This is a genomic window from Mesonia maritima (assembly GCF_042433895.1).
GTDB classification, from domain to species: domain Bacteria; phylum Bacteroidota; class Bacteroidia; order Flavobacteriales; family Flavobacteriaceae; genus Mesonia; species Mesonia maritima.
On sequence record NZ_JBHLUA010000004.1, the window covers coordinates 27,328 to 45,111 of the forward strand.

At 33.3% G+C, this 17,784-nt stretch carries 18 protein-coding genes; 8 read left to right on the top strand and 10 right to left on the bottom strand.

Translation table 11 applies throughout. The features are described 5' to 3' along the window. Positions 1 to 69: 69 nt before the first annotated feature. From ACFFGL_RS02375 to ACFFGL_RS02395, 5 genes are all read right to left on the bottom strand, one after another. Positions 70 to 1,029 carry a cbb3-type cytochrome c oxidase N-terminal domain-containing protein gene (locus ACFFGL_RS02375; RefSeq protein WP_309729064.1) on the bottom strand — a complete coding sequence of 320 codons (960 nt, stop codon included), beginning with the start codon at positions 1,027 to 1,029 and terminating at the stop codon, positions 70 to 72. Further along, entirely contained in the window at positions 1,026 to 1,211 is a 186-nt protein-coding gene (locus ACFFGL_RS02380) for a CcoQ/FixQ family Cbb3-type cytochrome c oxidase assembly chaperone (protein ID WP_121666919.1), read from the bottom strand. Before ACFFGL_RS02380 ends, ACFFGL_RS02375 begins: the two co-directional genes overlap by 4 nt. A gap of 8 nt (positions 1,212 to 1,219) precedes the next feature. After that, positions 1,220 to 3,421, bottom strand: a complete 2,202-nt coding sequence (gene ccoN / locus ACFFGL_RS02385) for a cytochrome-c oxidase, cbb3-type subunit I (protein WP_309729061.1) — start codon at positions 3,419 to 3,421, stop codon at positions 1,220 to 1,222. Between the two features lie 2 nt (positions 3,422 to 3,423). Beyond that, positions 3,424 to 3,627, bottom strand: coding sequence for a cbb3-type cytochrome oxidase assembly protein CcoS (ccoS, locus tag ACFFGL_RS02390; RefSeq protein ID WP_309729059.1), 204 nt, complete (start codon positions 3,625 to 3,627; stop codon positions 3,424 to 3,426). A 102-nt stretch (positions 3,628 to 3,729) separates the two neighbouring features. Further along, positions 3,730 to 6,135: a heavy metal translocating P-type ATPase gene (locus ACFFGL_RS02395; protein ID WP_309729057.1), complete on the bottom strand. Its 2,406-nt coding sequence runs from the start codon at positions 6,133 to 6,135 to the stop codon at positions 3,730 to 3,732. 119 nt (positions 6,136 to 6,254) lie between these two features. Here ACFFGL_RS02395 and ACFFGL_RS02400 point away from each other — a divergent pair, with 119 nt between their 5' ends. Continuing rightward, positions 6,255 to 6,845 carry a DUF6134 family protein gene (locus ACFFGL_RS02400; RefSeq protein ID WP_309729056.1) on the top strand — a complete coding sequence of 197 codons (591 nt, stop codon included), beginning with the start codon at positions 6,255 to 6,257 and terminating at the stop codon, positions 6,843 to 6,845. Positions 6,846 to 6,952: 107 nt separating this feature from the next. Next, a complete protein-coding gene (locus ACFFGL_RS02405) occupies positions 6,953 to 7,786 on the top strand; it encodes a universal stress protein (protein WP_309729054.1) in 834 nt (277 codons plus the stop codon). A gap of 43 nt (positions 7,787 to 7,829) precedes the next feature. Here the strand turns inward: ACFFGL_RS02405 and trxA are convergent, their stop codons facing one another. Next, entirely contained in the window at positions 7,830 to 8,150 is a 321-nt protein-coding gene (gene trxA / locus ACFFGL_RS02410) for a thioredoxin (protein ID WP_374708758.1), read from the bottom strand. 144 nt (positions 8,151 to 8,294) lie between these two features. On the opposite strand from trxA, the gene ACFFGL_RS02415 reads away from it, so the two are divergent. The 6 genes from ACFFGL_RS02415 (at position 8,295) to ACFFGL_RS02440 (ending at position 13,873) form a co-directional block, all read left to right on the top strand. Then, positions 8,295 to 9,146 carry a universal stress protein gene (locus ACFFGL_RS02415; protein WP_309729050.1) on the top strand — a complete coding sequence of 284 codons (852 nt, stop codon included), beginning with the start codon at positions 8,295 to 8,297 and terminating at the stop codon, positions 9,144 to 9,146. A 7-nt stretch (positions 9,147 to 9,153) separates the two neighbouring features. Further along, positions 9,154 to 9,987, top strand: coding sequence for an ATP cone domain-containing protein (locus ACFFGL_RS02420; protein WP_309729048.1), 834 nt, complete (start codon positions 9,154 to 9,156; stop codon positions 9,985 to 9,987). Positions 9,988 to 9,991: 4 nt separating this feature from the next. Next, positions 9,992 to 11,362, top strand: coding sequence for an MBL fold metallo-hydrolase (locus ACFFGL_RS02425; RefSeq protein ID WP_309729046.1), 1,371 nt, complete (start codon positions 9,992 to 9,994; stop codon positions 11,360 to 11,362). A gap of 137 nt (positions 11,363 to 11,499) precedes the next feature. Next, complete coding sequence (locus tag ACFFGL_RS02430) at positions 11,500 to 11,943, top strand: Hsp20/alpha crystallin family protein (protein ID WP_309729045.1); 444 nt, start codon at positions 11,500 to 11,502, stop codon at positions 11,941 to 11,943. A 57-nt stretch (positions 11,944 to 12,000) separates the two neighbouring features. Further along, complete coding sequence (locus ACFFGL_RS02435; RefSeq protein ID WP_309729043.1) at positions 12,001 to 12,438, top strand: hypothetical protein; 438 nt, start codon at positions 12,001 to 12,003, stop codon at positions 12,436 to 12,438. A 19-nt stretch (positions 12,439 to 12,457) separates the two neighbouring features. Further along, entirely contained in the window at positions 12,458 to 13,873 is a 1,416-nt protein-coding gene (locus ACFFGL_RS02440) for an MBL fold metallo-hydrolase (protein WP_309729041.1), read from the top strand. A gap of 130 nt (positions 13,874 to 14,003) precedes the next feature. On the opposite strand, the gene ACFFGL_RS02445 is transcribed toward ACFFGL_RS02440, so the two are convergent. The 4 genes from ACFFGL_RS02445 to ACFFGL_RS02460 are packed head-to-tail and all read right to left on the bottom strand — an operon-like array spanning position 14,004 to position 17,600. Beyond that, a complete protein-coding gene (locus tag ACFFGL_RS02445) occupies positions 14,004 to 15,086 on the bottom strand; it encodes a porin (RefSeq protein WP_309729039.1) in 1,083 nt (360 codons plus the stop codon). Beyond that, entirely contained in the window at positions 15,076 to 15,744 is a 669-nt protein-coding gene (locus ACFFGL_RS02450; RefSeq protein ID WP_309729037.1) for a potassium channel family protein, read from the bottom strand. The genes ACFFGL_RS02445 and ACFFGL_RS02450 overlap by 11 nt, the downstream gene beginning before the upstream one ends. 4 nt (positions 15,745 to 15,748) lie before the next feature. After that, positions 15,749 to 17,308, bottom strand: coding sequence for a TrkH family potassium uptake protein (locus ACFFGL_RS02455; RefSeq protein WP_309729035.1), 1,560 nt, complete (start codon positions 17,306 to 17,308; stop codon positions 15,749 to 15,751). Continuing rightward, entirely contained in the window at positions 17,289 to 17,600 is a 312-nt protein-coding gene (locus tag ACFFGL_RS02460; protein WP_309729033.1) for a hypothetical protein, read from the bottom strand. Before ACFFGL_RS02460 ends, ACFFGL_RS02455 begins: the two co-directional genes overlap by 20 nt. Positions 17,601 to 17,784 lie beyond the last annotated feature (184 nt).

A 17,784-nucleotide genomic window follows, 5' to 3' on the forward strand; every position in this document is an offset into this window, starting at 1 on the left:
AAAAAACCTTGATAAACTTATTCTGGTTGATATGAAATTAGTTTAGTCATGTTTTTCAGGTGGTTTATTTTAGATATTATCGGTTACATTTAGCGTATCTACTGAAGTGTTGTTTTCTGATCGTTCAACCTCCTCAGCTTTTGGCGCATCACCTTCTTCTTCCCAAAGGTCGCCTTGCGCCTCTTTAGGATCATCGGGAGTGGTCCCTTGAAGTGATAATACATAACTTGCCACTTGAGCGCGTTCTAATGGTTTTAAGGTTTGTTCCCAAGCAACCATTCCTTTTCCAGAACGACCACCTTCAGAAATAGTTTTAAAGACATTTTTTATTCCGCCTCCTAAAATCCAGTATTTATCTGTTAAGTTTGGACCAATTCCGCCGCCGCCATCGGCTTTGTGACAAGCTACACAATTGACTTGAAAAATCTTTTTTCCGGCCGCGAGATCTGCTTCTTCGGTCAATAATTCTACCGTATTTACATCTACTAGGTTTTTGGCGGTTTTTTTGTATTCTTCAATAGCAAGTTTTGCTTCAATTACTTCAGCTTCGTATTCTTCAATTTGATTTTTATCTTGAAAAATATGGTATCGTGCTAAATAAACTCCTGCGAAAATTATGGTGGCATAGAAACCGTACAACCACCAAGGCGGTAATTTATTGTCTAATTCTTTTATACCATCGTAATTATGATCAAGGATAATTTCATCTTCTTGCTCGATTGGTTTTCTATCAACGAGTTTATTATAGAGCTTTTTAAACTTTGCTTTTCTCTTTTCCTTTCTGGCATTTTCAGCAGCTAAATAGCGTTGTTTTGCTTCTTCGTTTAATGATCTAAACAAAATTGATCTTAGTGCTTCTACACAAAGTTCTATAGCGACCGCAAATAAACCGGCCACTCCTAACACTAACCACGCGAGCGGATAGGTAGTAAAAACCGAACCTTCTTGCACTTCTACGGTATATTCAATTAATAAATATCCGATGAGAAGGAATAAAAATACACGAATGTAGGAGGCTAGACTTTTCATAATACAGAATCTTTATCGGTTTCTAAGGGAAGTTTACTTACTTCTTTGATATAATCTTTCTTTGCTGTAAAAACCCACCAAATTAAACCTGCAAAGAAGAAGAAAAATATGAGTAAAGAAATCATTGGGTAGACTTCTACACCATCGATGGTTTCTAAATTTCCTTTTATAAATTTTAGCATGGCTTTAGTTATTTTGAACTTATTTCTTTATTGTTATTTTCTTTGATTTTAATATCGGTGCCTAAACGCTGTATGTAAGCGATGAGCGCGATAACTTCACGATCTTTCATTTCTATAAAATCCAATCCGTTTTCTTGTGCAAACTTTTTATCGGCTTCATAGGTTTCAGCAAAATCCGGATCGCTGTAAAGGCTTTTTTGAATTTCGGCTGCTTGTTCGTCCATCCACTGTTGAGCGCGAGCAATTTCTTCTTTGGTATAAGGAACACCTAATTTTACCATTACACGCATTTTATCTTCCGTCTGAGAACGATCATGTTCATTTTTAATCAGCCATTTGTAACTTGGCATTATGGAACCTGAAGAAGTAGTTTGCGGATCGTAAAAATGGTTGAAATGCCAGTTGTCTGAATATTTACCACCCACTCTAAATAAATCGGGACCGGTACGTTTACTTCCCCATAAAAATGGATGATCATATACATATTCTCCTGCTTTAGAATATTCTCCATAGCGTTCTACTTCACTTCTAAATGGACGAATCATTTGTGAATGGCAAGAGACACAACTTTCTCTTATGTAAATATCTCTACCTTCTAATTCTAGAGGTGTATAAGGTTTTACGCTAGAAATTGTAGGAATATTAGAATCTACCATTAAGGTCGGAATAATTTGTACCGCTCCTCCAATTAAAATAGCTATGGTAGCAAAAATGGTTAGTTTAACCGGTCTACGCTCTAGCCAAGTATGATAGCCTTCGCCACTAACACGTCTTTTCGTAACTGCTTTAAGTGGAGCTGCTTCAGCTAATTCATCGGTTACTTTGCTTCCTGCTTTAATGGTTTTTACAATGTTGAATAGCATAACAAATGCCCCGACTATATATAAACTTCCTCCAATGGCACGCATCCAATACATCGGAATGATTTCTTGCAAGGTTTCTAAAAAGTTACCGTAAACAAGTGTTCCGTCCGGGTTAAATTGTTTCCACATCGAAGCCTGTACAAAACCTGCTACGTACATTGGAAGCGCATACATAATGATTCCTAAAGTACCAATCCAAAAATGCACATTGGCTAATTTAACCGACCATAATTCTCTTTTTACCAAACGCGGAACCAACCAATAGACCATCCCGAAGGTTAAGAAACCATTCCAAGCTAAAGCTCCCACGTGAACGTGTGCAATTACCCAATCGCTAAAGTGTGCAATCGCATTAATATTTTTGAGCGAAAGCATTGGCCCTTCAAATGTTGCCATTCCATAACCGGTAATGGCCACTACCATAAATTTTAAAACTGGATCTGTTCTAACTTTATCCCAAGCTCCTCTTAGTGTTAATAGACCATTAATCATACCTCCCCAAGAAGGAGCGATAAGCATTACGGAAAAAGCAACTCCCAAATTCTGAGCCCAATCGGGTAAAGAAGAATATAGTAAATGGTGAGGTCCAGCCCAGATGTAAATAAAAATTAATGACCAGAAGTGAACAATGGATAATCGGTAGGAATATACCGGGCGATTAGCCGCTTTAGGAACAAAATAGTACATTAATCCTAAAAATGGCGTGGTTAAGAAAAACGCTACTGCATTATGACCATACCACCACTGAACTAATGCATCTTGAACACCAGCATAAACCGAATAACTTTTTAAAGCGCTTACCGGTAATTCAATACTATTAAAAATATGCAATACTGCTACGGTAACAAAAGTGGCTAGATAGAACCAAATGGCTACATACAAATGACGCTGTCTTCTTTTAAAAATAGTAGCGATCATATTCCACCCAAAAACTACCCAAATTACCGCAATAGCAATGTCGATAGGCCATTCTAATTCTGCATATTCTTTAGAAGAAGTATATCCTAACGGTAATGTAATGGCAGCGGCAACAATAATTAATTGCCAACCCCAAAAGTTTACATTGCTTAAAAAATCGCTGTACATTCTAGCTTTTAACAAGCGTTGTAACGAATAATAAACCCCAGCAAAAATTGCATTCCCGACAAAGGCAAAAATTACCGCGTTGGTGTGTAAAGGTCGAAGTCTACCAAAACTTAACCACGATATGCCATCGGTTAGGTTTGGGAATAAAAACATAAATGCTATGAGAAGTCCGACTGACATTCCTACAATTCCCCAAAAAATTGTAGCGTACAAGAATCTTTTTACGATCTTATTGTCGTAATAAAACTGATCCATTTCCATTTTTATGATTGTTTCTGTTTAGTTAATACTCGTGATTTAGATTTTTCTTTTGGTGATTCTTCCACCAGTTCATCATCAAAAAGAATGCGTACTGAAGGCGTGTAAACATCGTCGTATTGACCGTTTTTTACCGATAGAATAAATACGATAAAAAAGACGATTGCGACTGTGATACTAATTCCTAATAAAATATAGATTGCACTCATTCTTGATAATTATAATTCAAAATTAGAGGTGAAGGCTTTCTTAAAAAATGACATTGGTCAGGTTTAGAAACTTACAGCCATAATCAATTTTATATCAGTAGATTAGTTTTTATTATCCTGAGATTTAGTTGAAGAAAATAATTTTCGAGCACTATAATTAGTTAAAAAAGTAACAAACACTAATACCGAAATGGAGCTTAAAGGCATTAAAATCGCAGCGATAATTGGTGAAAGTTGACCGGTAACAGCAAAATATAAACCCACTACATTATAGAGAAATGATAATACAAAGCTTGATTTTATGATGCTAATGGTTTGTTGTGAAGCTTTAAAAAAACTACTGATTTTAGAAAAATTAGAAGCTTCTAAAATAGCATCGCACGCTGGCGAAAACACATTTACATTTTCTGCTATGGAAATTCCTACATCACTTTGCGCTAAAGCTCCAGCATCATTTAACCCGTCGCCAATCATGGCGACTTTGTGTCCTTTTTTCTGAAGCGATTTAATATAATTGAGTTTATCTTCTGGTTTTTGGTTAAAAAATAATTGTGCACTTTTTGGTAATAACTGTTGAAGGCGTTCTTTTTCGCCTTCATTATCACCCGATAATATAATGATATGATAGCGTTTTTCTAATTCTTCAAAAAGGCGTTCCACACCATTTCTGTATTGATTATGGAATATATATTTGCCTTTATACGCGTCATTTGCTTGAATGTGAACAACGGTGTCTTGGGTATTTGTTTCCGCAGTATTTCCTACAAATTTTGCAGATCCTAATCGGATAGAATTTTCCGCTTTAGTAGCGTAAATTCCATTTCCAGTGACTTCTTCAAAATCGTCTAAGGTTTGAATATTTTGTTCAGCTAAAAAATCGTATAAAGCTCTACTTAACGGATGATTAGAAGACCGAAGTGTGTTTTTTAATAAGGCTTCTTCCGCTTTATTTAAGTGAATTCCTTCGTAATAAATCTCGCGCTGATTATTGGTGGTAATTGTTCCGGTTTTGTCAAAAATTATGGTGTCAACTTGCGCTAATTTTTCAATAATTGTAGCATTTTTTAAATATAATTTTTGCCGACCAAAAATACGCAACATATTTCCTAAGGCGAACGGTGTAGATAAAGCCAAAGCGCAAGGACAAGCGATAATTAAAACGGCAGTAAATACATTTATAGCGAGGGATGAATCTATAAAAAGCCAAAAAGTAGTAGCGCCAAACGCAATTGCTAACACCACATAGGTAAAATATTTACTTATCCGATTGGTTAAATTTACAAAGGTTTCTTCTTTATTTTTATTGAAAATATCGTTACTCCATAATTGCGTAAGGTAACTTTGCTCGACAGATTTTAAAGCCTCAACTTCTATAGCGCCAGAAAGTTGCTTACCGCCAGCAAAAAGTTTATCGCCCGAATTTTTATGAACCGCTTCGCTTTCGCCGGTAACAAAACTATAATCGATTTCTGCTTTTCCGTTAATTAAAATACAATCTACCGGCAGTAATTCGCTATTTCTAATGAGCAATCGATCGCCTTTTTGAATATCGTAAACTTGTATATTTTCTTCTTTATTTTCCTGAAGATTTAATCGCGTAACCGCAATGGGGAAATAAGATTTATAATCACGCTCAAACGATAAAAAAGAATAGGTTTTTTGCTGAAAGAATTTACCGAGCAGTAAAAAGAAAACCAAACCGGTAAGGCTGTCGAAAAAACCGCTTCCCCAATCCATAAAAATTTCAATAAAACTTCTCACAAAAAGCACGAGAATTCCTAAAGAAATAGGAACATCTATATTTAAAATTTTAGCACGTAAACCTTTGTAAGCTGAAATGAAATATTCTTGCGCGGCATAAAAAACAACCGGAATAGAAAAGCCAAACATTAACCAACGAAAAAGATGTTTGTACTGTTCTAACCAAAATTCTGAAACCTCAAAATATTCAGGAAAAGAGAGAAACATCACATTTCCGAAGGCAAAACCGGCAACGCCCAATTTATAAATTAAACTTCGATCTACTTTTTGTTTCCCTTTGCTATAAGCGTTTAGACTAATGTAAGGTTCGTAACCAATAGAATTGAGTAATTTTACGATTTCCTTCAAATTAAATTGCTCAAGATTGTAAGTGATTCTAATGGTTTTCTTCGGAAAATCAACTTGCGCATTTTTTATTGCAGGTTGAAGTTTGTGCAGGTTTTCAAGAATCCAAATACACGAACTGCAATGAATATGCGGAATATAAAGATTTACAATTTGTAACTTTCCGTCATCAAACTCAACTAATTTTTCAATAATAGCAGGATTATCGAGATAATCGTATTTTCCTTCAACCTCTTTTGGAATGGCTCCAGGAGCCGACTGTAAATCATAATAGCAGGATAAATTATTGGTCGAAAAAATTTCATAAACAGTTTTACAGCCATTACAGCAAAAGTTTTTTTCATCATAAAAAACCGAATGTTTTTCGCAATTGTTACCGCAATGAAAACAAGTTTGTTGCATCTTTACTTATCTAAAGCTGCAAAGTTGAAGAAGAAAGCTAATTCAAAAAATGACGAATATCAGCTATAGAAATATTTTTTATATTCATTTTTGAAACCGATATCTATTTTACTATTTCTATGAATAAATTTTTACTTCTTAGTTTTTTATCTTTTTGTTCGATTTCCACATTATTGGGTCAAGAAGAAAAATACCGTTTCAACATTTTACATAGAGAGAAAATTATTGGCGAATTGGTAGCCAAAAAAGAAGTGTTGGAAGATAAAATAATTTATAGCAACCGTACCGAAATTAGTACTCGTATTATTGCTAAAATTGAAGTAGATTACACGTATAAAGTAGTTTATACAAACAATTCTTTAGCGCACGCATTTGCCTTGATTTTACTTAATGATCGTGAAAAAACAAATGCCTATACCGAAAAAACCAAAACAGGTTATATTTTTTATGAAGACGATGAAGCGCAACACAAAATCGATAGCCCAATAACTTATAGCACTGTAAATTTAATGTTTGAAGAACCTTTAACTATTACAAAAGTTTATGCGGAAGAACATGGCGAATTTCATCAACTAAAAAAAGTAGCTAAAAATATTTACGAAAAAACCAACAGCAAAGGAAAAACCAGTCTTTACAAATATAAGAACGGTAAATTGGTAGAAGCTGAAATTGACGCGGGGATAATTAGCTTTAAAATAGTAGCGGAATAATTTTTTACAAAGTTGGTTAAGTGACATATATCATAGTTTGTGAGACTTTCTACGCTTAATTTTGAATCATAAAATGAGATATTATTCAAAAATTTAAACCAAATAAGATGAAAAAAATTTTAGTTCCTGTAGATTTTTCTAATCATTCAGAATATGCTTTAAAAACCGCTTCAATATTAGCAAAAAAGTGGAATGCTTCAATCGTGGCACTTCATATGCTAGGAATTTCTGAAGCTGTATTTACTAAAGAAGATTCAGAAGATATTCCTAAAGGAATTTACTTTATGAAGCTAGCCGAAAAAAGATTTAATGATTTTTTAGATCGTGACTATCTAGAAGGGGTTTCTATTGAAACCACAGTACAAAACCACACCGAATTTAATAAAATTGATGAGGTTGCTAAAAAATGTAACGCAGATTTAATTGTAATGGGGTCCCACGGCGCCAGCGGAATGAAAGAAGTTTTTGTAGGTTCTAACACAGAAAAAGTTGTGAGAACTTCTTCGGTACCGGTTTTGGTCATTAAAAATAAAATGAATGATTTTTATATGAATAAAGTAGTCTTTGCGTGTGATTTTAACTTAGACTATTTGCCTTCTTTTAAAAAAGCATATCAGTTTTTTAACGCGCTAAATATAAAACTTCAATTGGTTTTTGTAAATCTTCCCGAAAAGTTTATCAGTACAGAAGAAATGGAAGAAAGAGCTTTAAAATTTATGCTTAATACAGGAATAGAAAACACCGATTTATTTGATGATATTGTATATTATGCTGATTATTCTTTAGAAAGTGGTATTTATAATTTCTGTAATAAATTTGATGCCGATCTTTTGGTAATTCCTACCCACGGAAGAAAAGGACTCGCACATTTCTTTTCTGAAAATTTAGGAGAAGCGCTTGTAAATCATGTTCAGCTTCCTATTATGACTTTTAAAATATAGAAACACCTAATTTATAACAATCGCTTCTTTCGAGAGGCGATTGTTATTTATAGGAATTAAGAATATCTTTTAGTTGTGTTTCTTGCAACATCCCACTTTGTCGCCAAAGTTGTTTTCCATTTTTAAAAATTAAAAAAGTAGGCACGCCACGCACTTGATATTGACTTGCTAATGCTTGGTTTTTATCTACATTTATTTTAATAATTTTTATCGCGTCGCCCATTTCATCTTTTACTTGCTTAAGAATGGGAGCCATAGCTTTACACGGTCCGCACCAATCGGCGTAAAAATCGATAAGTACCGGCTTATCTGACTGGATTATTTCGCTAAAACTTGTTTTCATTTTTTTCAGATTTAATCTAATAAAATTATGGTGATTTAGAAAGTTTAAAAATGATTTCTATTTGCTTTTCTAATAATGAAGTCTTCTAGAAAGAACTGATAAATATCATAGTTGATTGATTTTCTTTTGTTTAAATTTAATTCGTTACCTAAAAATATAATTCTCATGAAAAAGAAACTATTATTACCAACTGATTTTTCAAAAAATGCTTGGAATGCCTTAAAGTATGCTAGTGAATTATACAAAAACGAAGAAGTAGATTTTTATTTGCTCCATGCTTTTACAGTAGATAATTACCGTATAGAAAGTATGGCAGTGCCAGAACCTGGTGAAAAAAATTATGAGGAAGCAAAAGGCAAAGCAGAAAAGAATTTTAAAAAGCTATTTCAACAAATTGAATTGCTAGAAGTTCCTGCAAATCATAGCTATTTTTCTAAAGTGGTTTTTAACACGCCGCTAGAAGCTGTAAAACAATTTATAGAAGATAAAGATATTGATATGGTTGTTATCTCCAATAAAGGCGTTTCTGATGATGCGAAATCTATTATGGGAAGTAACAGCGTAAATTTCATGGAAAAAATACGCAATTGCCCCGTATTCATGATTCCGGGTAATGTAGCTTTTAAAGAGCCTAATGAAATTGTGTTTCCTACCAGTTTTAAAACTCATTTTAAACGGAGAGAACTAAATTATTTATACGAGATTTCAAAAATTACAAATGCGCCAATCCGTATTTTTCATGTGGCTAAAGAAGAAAAACTTTCAAAAGACCAGCAAGAAAAAAGAGAGCTGTTGAAAGAATGTTTTGATGGGTTAAATTTTACTTTTCATACTGAAGATCACGATGATATTCAAGAAGCACTTCACCATTTTTTAAAAAGTAGAGATAGCGAAATGATTGCTTTTATCAACAAAAAGCACGGTTTTTTTGAAAATATTTTCTCAAAATCCATGGTGAAGAAATTAGGATTTAACACCAATATTCCGGTGCTTACTTTACACGATTTACGCAATTAAACTTACTATGAAACCTAAAACCTTGCAAATAGTAAAATCTTCCGGAGAAAAAGTCTTGTTTTCTCAAACAAAACTTCGCAAAAGTTTAGCTAGGAGTGGAGCCGATAAAAATACAATCGACGAAATTATTAATAAGCTGAACGACGAACTATATCAAGGAATTTCTACAAAAGAAATCTACAATCGAGCTTTTGCCTTATTAAAAAAGGAGAAAACCATCTATGCTTCAAAATATAAACTAAAAAAGGCCATTTATGAATTAGGTCCTACGGGTTTTCCTTTTGAAAAATTTATAGCAGCTTTATTACAATATTCAGGCTACAAAGTGGAAACAGGAAAGATTATGCAGGGTAAATGTGTGTCACATGAAATTGATGTTGTGGCTAAAAAAAACGAACAATATATTGTAGCTGAATGTAAATTCCATAGCGATAAATCAAGTACTTGTAATGTAAAAGTACCACTATATATACATTCGAGATTTAAAGATATTACTGAAAATAAACAACATAAAGATATACTTCCTAATCAAGGTTGGGTAGTTACTAATACCCGATTTACAAAAGATGCAATTACGTACGGAAATTGCGTTGGTCTCTATTTATTAAGTTGGGATTATCCTAAAAAAAATAGCCTTAAAGATCGTATCGATAGATTAGGGCTTTACCCAATTACGGTATCAACCTTACTTACTAAACGCGAAAAAGAATTTCTTTTAAGCAGAGATATTGTATTGGCTCGCCAATTAGAACAAGATGATTTTTATTTAGATCACTTGGGAATTTCAGAAATGAGAAAAAGACGAATACTTTTAGAAATAAAAACACTTTGCAAAAAATAAAAATATGGCTGAAATTAAAATTCATTTTTTAGGAGCTTCCGGTACTGTAACAGGATCAAAATTTATTTTAGAAACTCCCGGTTATAACCTTATGATCGACTGCGGAATGTTTCAAGGTATAAAAGAATTACGAGAACAAAACTGGAAAGATTTCCCTTTTGAAACTTCAGCGATCGACACCATTTTACTAACCCACGGGCATTTAGATCATACAGGTTATTTGCCACGATTAGTAAAACAAGGCTTCAATGGAAAAATTATAGGAACTTCTCCAACCTTAGCGATTACTGAAATAATTTTATTAGATAGCGCAAAAATTAATGAGGAAGAAGCCGAAAAAGCCAACAAAGAAAACTATTCTAAACACGAGCCTGCTTTGGCTTTTTTTACAATTAAAGATGCTGAAAAAACTATCCGAAAATTTAAAGCTGCCCAAATTGACGAGTGGCATACATTAACAAAAGATATTAAATATCGATTTCGATATAACGGTCATATAATTGGCGCTACGTTTATTGAGCTGGAGTTATTCAATAAAACATTTGTATTTTCAGGCGATATTGGACGTAAAAAAGACTTGCTTCTTTATCCACCCCAAAAGCCAAGATGGGCAGATTATCTTTTTTTAGAAAGCACCTACGGAAATAAGCTTCATCCGGAAGAAAGTGTAACTGAAAAATTAGTGGAACTCATTAATCAAACCGTACAAGCAAGAGGTACCTTTATTATTCCATCTTTTGCGGTAGAACGTTTACAAACCATTATGTTTTTACTGTGGAAATTATACCAAGAAAGAAGAATTCCAAACATCCCGATTTTTATTGATAGCCCAATGGGAAATAATGTATTCTCGGTTTTTGAACAATTTTCCGAATGGCATAAAATAACACCATCCCAATTTTCAGAAATGAAAGATAGAATGAATATAATCACTTCTTATAAAGAAACTTGGGAAACTATAGACGATCCTCGCGCAAAAATAGTAATTGCCGGAAGCGGAATGGTAACCGGCGGAAGAGTACTTACTTATTTACAACAACTTATAGATAATCCAACTACGCTAATTTTACTTATAGGGTATCAAGCTGAAGCAACCAGAGGTCGCCAATTGCTAGAAGGCGCAAAAGAACTTAAATTTTTTGGCAAGTATTACCCCGTAAATGCGCAAGTACATCTTATAGAAAGTCTTTCTGCACACGCAGATCAAGCTGAAATTTTAGACTGGCTGAGCGATATTAAAAATATTCCGGAAGAAACATTTCTTATTCATGGAGAACCTACCGCGTTAGATGCCTTACGAGTTAAAATTAAAGATTCGTTGCAATGGAAAGTAAACATTCCAAAACTGAATGAGGTGGTAGAAATTCCTCTTTAAATACCTTAGAAGAGAAACAATCTTTTAAAAATCAATTCCTTTTTTAATTCGCTTTTTTTGAAAACTGATAATTGTCATTTTTTTTCGTCTTCTCGCAAACTATCTTTAAGTATTCATTAACCTAATACTTTTACATTATGTCTTTAGTTAAATTTAATCAGAGAAAATTTCCTTGGCAAAAAGAGGGAATTACAAGTTGGTTTGACATCGACAATTTTTTTGGACAAGATTTTTTTTCAAAAAATGAAAGTCTACCAGCAATGAACATTAAGGAAAACGACAATAGTTTTGAAATAGAGCTTGCCGTACCTGGCTTTTCAAGAAATGAAATTGAAGTTTCTTTAGAAAACAACAATTTACATATTTCTGCTACAAAGGAGCACGAAGAAAAAGAACAAAAAGAAGATTATACGTATAAAGAGTTTACTTATAATTCTTTTAATCGTCAATTTCACCTTCCTCCTTCAGTAAACCAAGAACAAGAAATAAAAGCTACCTATAAAAATGGAGTTTTAAAACTTGACTTAGCAAAAAAAGAAGAGGCTATAAAACCGCCCAAAAAAACAATTAAGATTTCTTAACTACCAACCTAAAGGCAGAAGCCTGTTTAAAGGTTTCTGCCTTTTTAACTCGCAGCCATGAAAACATCTACACACCTTAAATATATTAAAGCGCACGATCCAGAAGGATTACACGAAGATACTACCCAAACCTTATCAGAACTAGCGTTTATTGAAGACGAACTTCATTTCTTACGAGATCTAATTACAGAAAATACCCTTGAACTTATTGTCGGAAAACCTTTTGAAGAATCAAGAAAACTGGCAGAGAAGTTAAGTTCGTTAGAAAATAAAGAAAAAGCCTTGTTGAAAGAACTAAAACAACATCATAATAACTTAGAATTATTGCTAGATGATATCGAGGTTCCAAATGAAGTGAAAGATTATAAAGACACGCATTATAAATTAATGATGAAAGTCATAAACTTTTATGCAGAAGTAAAAAGCGTAAAGCGAAATATTTTTAAGATTATAGCAGAAAACAGAAAGAAAAATAAAGAAAAACGATTGCTTTAAGAATTTAAATTGAGAACGAATGAAAGTAGAACAAATATACACCGGATGCTTGGCTCACGCCGCTTATTATATAGAAAATAACGGCGAAGCCGCTTTCTTTGATCCTTTAAGAGAAGTGCAACCTTATTTGGATAGAGCAAAAAAAGACAATGCAAAAATTAAATACGTTTTCGAAACTCATTTCCACGCAGATTTTGTGAGTGGTCATTTAGATCTTCAGAAAAAGGCCAATGCAAAAATCGTTTTTGGTCCTGGAGCAAAACCAAATTATGAAGCGATAATTGCTAAAGATCAGCAAATTTTTAAGGTAGGAAATTATCAGGTAAAAGTAATTCACACACCTGGTCATACGATGGAAAGCACCACCTATCTTTTAATCGACGAAAACGGAAAAGAACACGGAATTATTACCGGAGATACTTTATTTATAGGCGATGTAGGAAGACCCGATTTAGCGCAACATGTAGTTTCAGATTTAACTGAAGAAAAACTTGCCGGACATCTATATGATTCGCTGAGAAATAAAATAATGCCTTTAGCAGATCATCTTATTGTTTATCCTAATCACGGTGCCGGTTCTGCTTGTGGTAAAAAAATGAGCAAAGAAACCACCGATACGTTGGGAAATCAAAAGAAAACCAATTATGCCTTACGAGCAGATATGACCAAAGAAGAGTTTATTAAAGAACTTTTAGAAGGACTCACTAATCCGCCGGGATATTTTCCTAAAAATGTGTTGATGAACATTAAAGGCTACGAAAGCTTTGATGAGGTAAAGAAAAAAGCAGAAAATCCTTTAACACCTAATGAATTTGAAGCTATGGCAAATGCCTCGCAAGCACTAATTTTAGATACGCGTTCTGCTGAAGATTTTTCTAAAGGATTTATTCCGAATAGTATCAATATTGGATTAGACGGCAATTTCGCACCTTGGGTAGGAGAGATGATTCCTGATATTAATCAAGAAATATTATTAATTACTGAAAAAGGAAAAGAAGAAGAAGCAATTATCAGACTTTCTAGAGTTGGTTACGATCATACTATTGGCTATTTAAAAGATGGTTTTGAAAGTTGGTTAACTTCAGGGAAAGATATTGAAAAAACTGAGCGAATATCGGCAGGAGAGTTCGAAAAAATCTATGCTGAGAATGATTTAAAATTAATAGATGTCCGTAAAAAAAGTGAATTTGATGCCGAGCATGTTGTAGGAAGCATAAATATTCCTTTAAATAGCTTAAATACTCACTTAGCTGAACTTCCCAAAGAAGCGCCATTCATAATTTTTTGTGCAGGCGGCTATAGAAGTATGATCGCCAGTTCAATTTTAAAGTCCCGCGGTTGGGATAATTTTAAAGATGTTATTGGTGGCTTTAAAGCTATTAAAAATACGACGGTGAAAACATCAGAATATGTTTGCCCAACAACATTGCTTTAAATTTTCTTAACAAGAATTTTCTAATTCAGGTTTGCTGATTTTGCGTGATGCAGGCAAAATTTCTGTCTGCATCACAATGTATTGGCAGATAGTTCTACTATAAAAATTCAAGTAAGTTTTTATAAAAACATTAGAATTCTTTAGTGAATTTATAAGCAAGAGAGAAACCTATAAAAAAGTCATCATCTTGAAAGTTTTCTTTAGCGTTAAAGTAGTCATCATTTCCTTTAAAATATCGTGCTTCTGTTCGTAAATAAAGATTAGAGAAAGGTTGATAATCAAAATTTAAGGAGGTTCCAAAAGTATTAAAACCGTTTTGAGAAGGGTTAATTATTACACCATTCTCATCATTATAATATTCAAATCTAAGGGCCGTAGCGAATTCTGAAGTGAATTGATAATGACCAATAAGAGTTGGAGTATACCAATAATCGTAATGTTTGCTATTTTTTTCAATTTGTTGCCAACCTATATCAAAACCTGCGGTTAGGCTTAATTCACCAAACTTCTGAGTTACGAAAAAGTCATTAAAGTATCGCATTTTCCTTTCTTCATTTGGAAATTCTGAACCTACAAAAGTACTCCAATTAAAGCTGAAATCATTTTTATGATAATTTAATTGTGTTCCTCCAGAAGGGATAGAATTTCCTTTTACTTTTTGAATGCGTTGCCAACCATTTACTAGTAAAGCGGCAAAATCCCAATGTTCATTTATTTTATACGATAGTCTAAAACCTGTAAGAAAATACGGGGAATTTTCAGCAGCAAGTGATCTTGTTAACGAAGGATTATTGATGGAAATAGCACTTTCGAACCCAATATGAGAAGGTAAAATACCGGCATCTAACCAAATTTTTTCATTTTCATCTAACGCAATACCAACATTAGCCTCGTGAATTAACCGAGCTGTTTCATTTTCTGCACTATAATTATCAATGGCGTAAGTACCTACTTGTAAGCCTAAATTAACTCTATATTTTTCTTGTTCTACAGCAAGTTTTAATAAGCCTAAATTTAAATTTGTTTCGTTATGACGATTATGGTTAAACAAAAAATCTTGCCTGTAATCGGTTTGTGCATTGTTAAAATCATAAATATAATAAGTGTCTACAAACAATAGCATAGAAACCTGTGGCTGCGCTTTATCATTATTTTGACTCATCACAAAAAAGGGAATTGCCAAAAATAACGAAATCAGATTTTTATTTTTCATTACTGAATATTTTAGAGATAATTTCAATATTTTCTTTTCTTGTTACAATTAAAACGGAATCATTAACAAACACTTTGGTATCTCCTTTAGGAACTATTATTTGATTGTTCCTTTTAATAAGTGTGATAATGGAATTATTAGGAAGTACTTTTTGTTCCTTCAAATCTCTTACATATGAATTTCCTATTCGTGAGTTATTTTCAACTTGCATTTCAAGTAATTCATAACCATCGCCTAAATCTAAAAACTCTTTTACATTAGAACCTTTTACAGATCTGTATAGATGTTTTCCGTTAAGCCGATAAGGACTTTCGACGGTGTCGATTCCGAGGCGTTCAAAAACCGATAAAAGTTCATCATTATTCACCGAAGTAATAATTCTTTTTAAACCTATTTCTTTGGCCATTAAGACAACCAAAGCATTTACAGCATCATCATTAGTAGTAATAATAATAGTATCTGCCTTTTTAGCTCCGGCTTCAATTAGAGTTTCTGGTTTGGTAGCGTCTGCATTAATTACTACACAATCGAAAGTAGTTGCTGCCCAATTGGCAACTTCGTTATTTTTTTCAATAACAAACACTTCGTGTCTGTCTGCGATAGCGGCTTCGATAACATGTTTTCCTGTACGACCTGCGCCAATAATTACTAAATACATATGATTAAATTTTTATTGATTTTGTTCCGTAAAATAAAGTTCTAACAATCACTAGAACCGGTATAATTTCTATTCTTCCTGCCCACATTTGAATGATGTAAATTCCTTCTAAAACTGGAGACATCGATGGGTCTGTAATACCGGTAGATAAACCTACTGTTCCTTGAGCTGAAGCTGATTCGAAAAGCGCATCAGCAAGTGTGTAAGTATCATTCATAAAATAAATGGTACAGAAAGTTGATATAAGTACGAATAGAAGATAAATAAGAGTAAAAATTCCTGCGGTAGCCAACTCTTTATTCATTTCAGCTAGAAGGAGTTTTCTTTTATTAAAAGTTACCGTTTGTAAGGCTCCTTTTGGCATAAAAATTCTATTAATGTGCCATCTTAAACCTTTCTGTAATAATAAAGCTCTAATAATTTTTATTCCTCCAACGGTCGCTCCGGCAGAACCACCGATAATCATTGCGGCAAATACTATAAAAAGCATGGGAAGATCGCTCCACCCCCCAATATTAGAAGTTTGCCAACCTGTTGTGGAAAGTGCACTTATAAACTGAAAAATACCTTCACGAATAGGATTATTTACATTTGTAGAATTTATGAGTAAGATTGAAAGAAGAATACTTCCAATAAGCGATGCAATTAGAATTGCTCGGGTTTGAATATCATTCCATAGATCACTGAACTTTTTAAGAAAAATAAACCTGAATAAAAAAGGTATTGAAAGTCCACCTAATAACATTGGCAGAATAAAAAGAATATCCATTTGTGCAGAATTATAACCTGCAATACTATTATCTAACACACTAAAACCTCCGGTAGATTGTCCGGTCATTGCGTGATTTACTGCATCAAAAAGATTGTCTTGTAAAGAATAATTAGGAAGAATAAAATAAGTTCCGCAGAAAATATAAACAACCATTGCAAATGTTACTAGAAAATACACTTTCCATATTGCTCTTGCAGTATCTATGACGTTGCTTTTAAGTTTTGTTCCGCTAGCTTCAGACCCGTATAATAAAAGTGCAGATTGTCCGGGTATATGTTTAAAAATAGCTAAAGCCATTACAATAAAACCCGCGCCGCCAATCCATTGAGAAAAAGAGCGGTAAAATAAAATACTTTTTCCTACAGAAGGTTCGTGGTATGCCATTGTTAATCCTGTGGTTGTGAAAGCGCTGGTACTTTCAAAAAAACAGTGCAACGGATTTTTAAAATTTAGAAGACTTGATTGGTAGCTTGCTCCTGTAGGAATAAAACTTTTCATTACTTCTAACGGCGTTATCTGCGCAATGACATAATACGGTAAAGAGCCTAAAACAATAATCATTAGCCAGCCCAAAGCCGCGATTAACAAAGCGTGTTGATGCGTGGGATCTTCCGCATTTTTTAAGAAACGATATAATACATATCCTATAAAAGATATAATTAAACCTGAAGTGAAAAAGCCAATTGCAGAATACCATTCTTGATATATTATTCCCACTAGAGAAGGTACCAAAATAACGCCACCCAAAATAATTTGAAGGCTGGCAACCTGTTTAAACAATATTTTGAACATCTTGAAATTTTAATTTTAATTGTTGAAGTAACTGAATGAATGCAAGTATTTTATTTTTTGGGGAATGAGGATTTTCCGTTTTTAAACATTCACGAATTAGTGTTTGAAAGTTTTCTATTTCATTTACGGCGGCTGTTGTACTATTTTTTCTAAAAATTAAATTTGTTCGATTTAGATAGCCTATGGAATTTCTATCAGCGAAAAGAGCATCTATTTGCTGTGCTTCTTTAATAATTAATATTACTAAGTCGGGTAGAGAAGGAGTTTTAATATTTTGTTCCCATTCAGCCATTTTATTCTAGAATTTGTAATAAACTGATGAGAAGAATAATTTTAACGGAAAAATGCCCGATACGATAAATGAAGATGATGATCTTTTCATCTTCAATTTGATTCGCTTTGTTAGTTTTATAGTGCCAAAAAAAAGTCCCATAGCATAGTATTTTATGTTATGAGACAAAATTCCTCTAAAAACT

Bases quoted from the DNA above. Each gene is read 5' to 3' on its own strand.
- ACFFGL_RS02395 (WP_309729057.1), bottom strand. From the start codon at position 6,135: ATGCAACAAACTTGTTTTCATTGCGGTAACAATTGCGAAAAACATTCG.
- ACFFGL_RS02375 (WP_309729064.1), bottom strand. From the start codon at position 1,029: ATGAAAAGTCTAGCCTCCTACATTCGTGTATTTTTATTCCTTCTCATC.
- ACFFGL_RS02440 (WP_309729041.1), top strand. From the start codon at position 12,458: ATGAAAGTAGAACAAATATACACCGGATGCTTGGCTCACGCCGCTTAT.
- ACFFGL_RS02380 (WP_121666919.1), bottom strand. From the start codon at position 1,211: ATGCTAAAATTTATAAAAGGAAATTTAGAAACCATCGATGGTGTAGAA.
- ACFFGL_RS02445 (WP_309729039.1), bottom strand. From the start codon at position 15,086: ATGAAAAATAAAAATCTGATTTCGTTATTTTTGGCAATTCCCTTTTTT.
- ACFFGL_RS02425 (WP_309729046.1), top strand. From the start codon at position 9,992: ATGGCTGAAATTAAAATTCATTTTTTAGGAGCTTCCGGTACTGTAACA.
- ACFFGL_RS02415 (WP_309729050.1), top strand. From the start codon at position 8,295: ATGAAAAAGAAACTATTATTACCAACTGATTTTTCAAAAAATGCTTGG.
- ACFFGL_RS02405 (WP_309729054.1), top strand. From the start codon at position 6,953: ATGAAAAAAATTTTAGTTCCTGTAGATTTTTCTAATCATTCAGAATAT.
- ACFFGL_RS02460 (WP_309729033.1), bottom strand. From the start codon at position 17,600: ATGGCTGAATGGGAACAAAATATTAAAACTCCTTCTCTACCCGACTTA.
- ACFFGL_RS02450 (WP_309729037.1), bottom strand. From the start codon at position 15,744: ATGTATTTAGTAATTATTGGCGCAGGTCGTACAGGAAAACATGTTATC.
- ACFFGL_RS02420 (WP_309729048.1), top strand. From the start codon at position 9,154: ATGAAACCTAAAACCTTGCAAATAGTAAAATCTTCCGGAGAAAAAGTC.
- ACFFGL_RS02455 (WP_309729035.1), bottom strand. From the start codon at position 17,308: ATGTTCAAAATATTGTTTAAACAGGTTGCCAGCCTTCAAATTATTTTG.
- ccoS (WP_309729059.1), bottom strand. From the start codon at position 3,627: ATGAGTGCAATCTATATTTTATTAGGAATTAGTATCACAGTCGCAATC.
- ccoN (WP_309729061.1), bottom strand. From the start codon at position 3,421: ATGGAAATGGATCAGTTTTATTACGACAATAAGATCGTAAAAAGATTC.
- ACFFGL_RS02400 (WP_309729056.1), top strand. From the start codon at position 6,255: ATGAATAAATTTTTACTTCTTAGTTTTTTATCTTTTTGTTCGATTTCC.
- ACFFGL_RS02430 (WP_309729045.1), top strand. From the start codon at position 11,500: ATGTCTTTAGTTAAATTTAATCAGAGAAAATTTCCTTGGCAAAAAGAG.
- ACFFGL_RS02435 (WP_309729043.1), top strand. From the start codon at position 12,001: ATGAAAACATCTACACACCTTAAATATATTAAAGCGCACGATCCAGAA.